Below are 5,062 nucleotides of genomic sequence, written 5' to 3'. Positions count from 1 at the left end.
CAGCCTGAAGAAGCGCCAGCCGAACCTCCGCACGCTGGTGGCCTTCGGGGTCCTGTCCGCGGATGACCTGCGCGCCCTCTTGGCAGCAGGCGCCGATGCCTTTGTGGCGCGCTCGAAGTCGCCCCGGGACCTCGGTGCCGCATTGCTCGCCCTCGCGGAGGGGTCGGAACGCCTCGCTCCGCCGAAGCGACTCGTGGACTTGCCGGAGGCGCTGACTGAATTGCCCCGGCTCACGCCGCGGGAGGCGGAGGTGCTGCGTTTCGTCAGTTCCGGCTTCAGCAACAAGGAGATCGCGCGGAGCTTGGCGCTGAGCGTGCGGACCATTGAAACGCACCGCCTCAACCTGCGCGGCAAGACGCAGACCGGCCGGCTGAGTGATCTGATCTCGCTCGCTCGTCACATGGGGCTGCCCCCCGTGGTCAACAGCGATGCGCAGCAGGGCGGCCAACACTCCCGGCATTGATCAGGGTGCCGTAAGGCTGGGGCAAAGAAGCCGTGATGAGCAAATCCCATAGGCGAGGCCCTCGCCGGGCATCTGCTGGCCAAAGGCTATCTGACATGAACAACTCCCAGCTCGTGATGGGACTTGCTGCATCTGTCCTGGCGTTCGTGTCCGTTGTCGTCCTGAAAGCGAACGGTCATCAGAACGCGCTGAGCGCTGTTCTTGTCGCCGCTTTCGTTGCCGGAATTGCGGTAGTTACTGTCGTCGCCGCCGAAGGGTGGTAGCCATCCGCCGCCTCGTTGAGGAAGCTCTGAAAGCAAAGCGGTCATAGGGTGGATAATGGCGCTGTGAGGTCTGAATTTACGCGCTGTTGAGTTTCGCCGTAGCGGCGAGTCTCAGTTCTCGACCATCAGGAGCGCCGCTTGAATAGGCCGCTACCATGCCCATCGACCTCGACGATCGCTTTCACCGCTACCTCGTGGCCGCGCTGGTATTCGGCGGGCGCGCGATGATGGGGCGGGGTGGCTGTGGAATGCGCTTTGACGGCGTGGCTTACCAAGCACCTAAAGGCGAAGGGGTCTCTGGTGAGCGATGACGCTCAGCCCCTCGGCGCGGGCGATATTCTCAGCCTCGCGACAAAGCTCGCCGAGCGGATGCTTCAGGCGCGCAGCACCGGGCGCACGTTCTCGGTGGATGAGTTGGACGTGGTCGTGAAGGCAGCAGAACTCCTCTTGGCACTCAGCGTGCCCTGGCCGGCGGTTGTAGCCGAGATTATCGACATCCTCGTCGCGGATAGCGAGGCCATTGGAGCGGCGTTGGGTAACGCGAATGCTGAAGTTCGGCCGGTGATTGGGAACTAGCTATCCGCCGCCTCGTAGAGAGCCGGTAGGCCTCTGCGCCGTGCTGGTCGCAGACGGCCATGGTGTTGGTGCGGATCGCAGCCCACTTCGCCGGCGCCAGATACCGGCACGGCGAGGCGTGCTCGGACAGGCGCTCGATCTGGTCGCGCCAGGAGGCGACGGCAGATGGGAGGTCGGTGAGTGCTGCGCTAGCTGACATGCTGGCGGCGGTAGAGCCGGAGCCTTAACGACCGGTTCGCTCGGCCCCGCCCCGATCTGCTCACGGGGCGGGGGAGCGTCCGATCTCACCAGCGATGAGCCGAGCCGATACGCAGCGCGGCTAGGGACGCAGTATGCCGGCGACGAGTTAGCGGGCTGTGTGCTGGCTTCGGGGCCGGCCGTCCGAAACCGGGATCGGACGCAGAAATCCCTCTGTAAGGTTCTCGGCAAGCCGTGATGATATGGTCGCCCGGCCTCTGCTCAGCCTGTCAGAGCTGAAGCCGGAAAACAGCTGGCCCATCCCGCAAGGGATGTGAACAGCCAGCAGAATGACAAAGATCGGGAAGGGCGATACACCTCGGGCTCAAAGCTATGCTCTGGCCACGATGCGCAGCCCTGAGAGCAGCCTCCATCCTGACACCTCCGATCCGGCGCGCCTCATCGCGCTGGAGGCCTATGGCATCCTCGATACCGCACCGGAGGAAGGGTTCGACGACATCGTCCAGCTCGCGGCGTCGGTTTGTGCCGTGCCGGTGGCGCTGGTGAGCTTGGTGGCGGCCGATCGACAATGGTTCAAGGCGCGGATCGGTTTCCCCCCCTGTGAGACGGTCCTCAACGCCTCTGTCTGCGCCCATGCGCTGAGCGAGTCGGACCTGCTTATCATCCCGGACCTTGCTGCCGACCCGCGCACGCAGGCCAACCCACTCGTCACGGGCAATCCCCACATTCGGTTTTATGCCGGTGCGCCCCTTCGCTCCCCGGAGGGCTATGCACTCGGCAGCCTATGCGTGATCGACACCCGGCCTCGCCCGGAGGGTCTGACCGGGGAGCAAGCCGACAACCTCCGGCGGCTCGCCCGTCACGTCATGGCTTTGCTCAACGAACGTCGTCAGTTGGCACGACTACGGATCAGCGAGGACCGTCTATCCAACGCCTTCGCCCGGCAGGCGGCCTTGACGGAGATCGGCGACCATCTGCGCGATCTCTCGACGATCTCACAGATGACCAAAGCCGCAGCCGAGATCGTCGGGCGAACCCTGGAGGCCAGCCGGGCTGGGTATGGTGAACTCGACGCGACGGGGATGTTTATCGACATTGTGTCGGACTGGACCGATCCCAGCTCCAAGAGTCTCGTCGGGCGGCACCGCTTCGCCGATTACGGGACGCTCGGTCCTATGATCGCGCGGGGTGACACCTTAGTGATCAGCGATGTGGTCGCCGACCCCCTGACCGCTGATCTCAACCAGAGCCTGCATGACTTCAACATCCATGCTCTGCTCAATGTGCCTATCCGCGAGCGTGGTCGCACGGTTGCCCTGTTCTACGTGCACGACTCAAAGACGCGGCCATGGTCGCCGGAGGAAGTCGGATTTGCCCGCAACGTTGCCGACCGGGTTCTGGCGGGCGTGGCGCGCCTGCGCGCGGAGGAACAACAGGTCACTCTCAACCGCGAACTCAGCCACCGCATGAAGAACACGCTGGCGATGGTACAGGCGATCGCCACGCAGACGATGCGTAACGCGGTAGACTTGGACGCGGCACAAGGCACCCTGTCGGCGCGCTTGGTCGCGTTGGGCAGAGCGCACGACATGCTGCTCGATCAGACAGGAGCAAGCAGCGACTTAGCCAAGGTGATCCGTGAGGCGCTGGCGAGTCATGACGATGCCCAGGTCGGGCGCCTACGGTTGGAGGGGCCCCCGGTAAAGGTCGGGTCCAAGCCGGCCCTATCACTGGCGCTGATGATCCACGAACTCGCCACCAACGCAGCCAAGTATGGCGCGCTCTCTTCAGCGGACGGCTACGTGCAGGTGCAGTGGAGCATTGAGCGTGCCGATAAGGAGGCGATCTTGCACCTGCGGTGGAGCGAACACGAAGGGCCTCCGGTCACACCGCCAGAGCGTCGAGGGTTCGGCTCGCGATTGATCGAACGCGGCTTGGCGGGCTCGATCGGTGGCGCGGTGACACTGAGTTACCCTTCAGAGGGGGTGATCTGCGAGATATCAGCGGCTCTAGCCGAGATCGAAGCCGACGCTTGAAGCGGCCTTACGATGCCAGGCGAATTGCGGGGTCGTCATTCGATCCCGATATCGGCCACGCTCAAAATCGCGCGTTGCTTTAGAATGCCGATGCGATGGGTTCGGATCGCGTGCTCGACTTGGGCTGCGCTTGGATCGTCGGCCGCGCGCAGGACGATGAAAGCATCAGACAGTGCCGCGATGGCGAACTCGTCCAGCAGGACATTGAACGCGAACCTTTGCCGCAATTTAGCGCGTGGGCAGTCAGGCTGGCGCTTTGGCTGCGGCATAACTAACAACGACTAGCACCGTTGTTGGTTCTCGCTGACGACTGCTGAGCGATCTCCGGCTGGCCACGGGAGGATGACGACCAACAGCGAACGGCTGCTCTACCCGATCAGGCTGCCGATAGCCGCTTGGCGTTGAAAGCGACGTGCTCGCGGTAGCGTGTGATAACTGTCTCGGGCGAGCCGCCGAGCATCAGCGTCGTCATCGCCTCGCCGGCGGCGTGCATTTTTTCCGCGACCATGGACTGAGCCTCGGCTCCGCCGCCCGATCCGCTCACGAGCTGGCGGGGCGTGGTGCCGTTCCTCACGGCGAGGGACCGGTACGCCACGCGGGCCAAGATCACGATGCCGAAGCGCAGTTAGCCTGGCCTGAACGACGCCATCTGGGCGGGTCCCGGATCGGGATGCCAGTCGGTAATGTCAGTCCGTCCAGGCCGTGATCGGACGGACCGCCACTCCCCAGCGTTCTACATCCTAGCCGTTCGACCGGGAGCGGCAGCATGGTGCTTGAGCAGCAGATGGCCCGAGGGCTCAGGAGACAGGGGCGGTAGCGGACCATCGGCGAGTTGCGCCGCGGCGTGCTTCCGGTGCCAATTCGCGCAATGGGTTATGCCGCTGATCTCAATCGTTCCCATCAGGAACGTGAGCGCCCCAACGCTCACGACGCCGCCCACGAAGCCAAGCCAGAGCGCTTCGTGGACCGCCTCCTTCCGCACAGAGGCGCGCTCCCATTGCGCGGGCACAAACGCCTGTTCGGCGATGAGGATCAGACACGACCAAAGCATGTCAGTTCGCCAAGTGCCCAACGCGAAGGCTCGTTCCGCAGGTGTGCACGTAGCGGTAAACCGTCTGTGTGCGGCCGGCCCTGCCGCGCGTGAAGGGACGCACCGTGGAGTAAGAGGCAATCACTTCCTAAAAAAGTAGGAACTTGACCAGCTAGCCCACGAGTGGATTAGGATTTGGCATGTAGCCAAGCTCAGCGGAAGCTCTGCCTGGGAGCGGAGCCGAGTTGACCGCAGCGTTCCCCAGCGGTCGTGGCTCTAACCACCGCTCCCGTGAGGAGCGAACATGGAACAGTACACCTCCGTCCTGCCGTCCGATGCGACCGGCGAGGCTGATTTCCGCTCGATCTCAGCCAAGGCCATCCCGAACCACGAGAGGCTGAAGCTGTCGCCGCTCAACCCAGGGCCGGCGCCGATGATGAGTTGGGGCGAGACGCATCTGCTGGTAATCGATGACAGCTACCAGCGTGCGATGGGC

General features: G+C 64.0%; 7 protein-coding genes and 1 pseudogene. 6 read left to right on the top strand and 2 right to left on the bottom strand.

The window, feature by feature from the left end; genetic code table 11:
• The 5 genes from MKK82_RS29595 to MKK82_RS29575 form a co-directional block, all read left to right on the top strand.
• Positions 1–463: response regulator transcription factor (locus MKK82_RS29595; RefSeq protein WP_243987679.1), on the top strand; the 463-nt coding region annotated here is incomplete at its 5' end.
• Between the two features lie 95 nt (positions 464–558).
• Positions 559–726 (top strand): hypothetical protein, encoded by a 168-nt coding sequence (locus tag MKK82_RS29590; RefSeq protein WP_243987678.1) that lies wholly within the window; start codon positions 559–561, stop codon positions 724–726.
• Between the two features lie 155 nt (positions 727–881).
• Positions 882–1,037 (top strand): hypothetical protein, encoded by a 156-nt coding sequence (locus MKK82_RS29585; RefSeq protein ID WP_243987677.1) that lies wholly within the window; start codon positions 882–884, stop codon positions 1,035–1,037.
• On the top strand, positions 1,027–1,302 hold the full coding sequence (locus MKK82_RS29580; RefSeq protein WP_243987676.1) for a hypothetical protein: 276 nt from the start codon (positions 1,027–1,029) through the stop codon (positions 1,300–1,302). The genes MKK82_RS29585 and MKK82_RS29580 overlap by 11 nt, the downstream gene beginning before the upstream one ends.
• A gap of 584 nt (positions 1,303–1,886) precedes the next feature.
• Positions 1,887–3,536 carry a sensor histidine kinase gene (locus tag MKK82_RS29575; protein WP_243987675.1) on the top strand — a complete coding sequence of 550 codons (1,650 nt, stop codon included), beginning with the start codon at positions 1,887–1,889 and terminating at the stop codon, positions 3,534–3,536.
• 35 nt (positions 3,537–3,571) lie between these two features.
• On the opposite strand, the gene MKK82_RS29570 is transcribed toward MKK82_RS29575, so the two are convergent.
• Together MKK82_RS29570 and MKK82_RS29565 are read right to left on the bottom strand one after the other, a co-directional pair.
• Positions 3,572–3,805, bottom strand: coding sequence for a hypothetical protein (locus MKK82_RS29570; RefSeq protein ID WP_243987674.1), 234 nt, complete (start codon positions 3,803–3,805; stop codon positions 3,572–3,574).
• Between the two features lie 107 nt (positions 3,806–3,912).
• Positions 3,913–4,044, bottom strand: coding sequence for a hypothetical protein (locus MKK82_RS29565; RefSeq protein WP_409566840.1), 132 nt, complete (start codon positions 4,042–4,044; stop codon positions 3,913–3,915).
• An 826-nt stretch (positions 4,045–4,870) separates the two neighbouring features.
• Between MKK82_RS29565 and MKK82_RS29560 the strand changes: the two are divergent.
• Positions 4,871–5,062 (top strand): annotated as a pseudogene (locus tag MKK82_RS29560) (hypothetical protein); the annotation flags it as partial.

This window comes from Methylobacterium sp. E-046 (assembly GCF_022829625.1).
Classification (GTDB): Bacteria; Pseudomonadota; Alphaproteobacteria; order Rhizobiales; family Beijerinckiaceae; genus Methylobacterium; species Methylobacterium longum.
This window is presented reverse-complemented; position numbering and strand designations above follow the sequence as displayed.

Bases quoted from the DNA above. Each gene is read 5' to 3' on its own strand.
- MKK82_RS29590 (WP_243987678.1), top strand. From the start codon at position 559: ATGAACAACTCCCAGCTCGTGATGGGACTTGCTGCATCTGTCCTGGCG.
- MKK82_RS29585 (WP_243987677.1), top strand. From the start codon at position 882: ATGCCCATCGACCTCGACGATCGCTTTCACCGCTACCTCGTGGCCGCG.
- MKK82_RS29575 (WP_243987675.1), top strand. From the start codon at position 1,887: ATGCGCAGCCCTGAGAGCAGCCTCCATCCTGACACCTCCGATCCGGCG.
- MKK82_RS29570 (WP_243987674.1), bottom strand. From the start codon at position 3,805: ATGCCGCAGCCAAAGCGCCAGCCTGACTGCCCACGCGCTAAATTGCGG.
- MKK82_RS29565 (WP_409566840.1), bottom strand. From the start codon at position 4,044: ATGGTCGCGGAAAAAATGCACGCCGCCGGCGAGGCGATGACGACGCTG.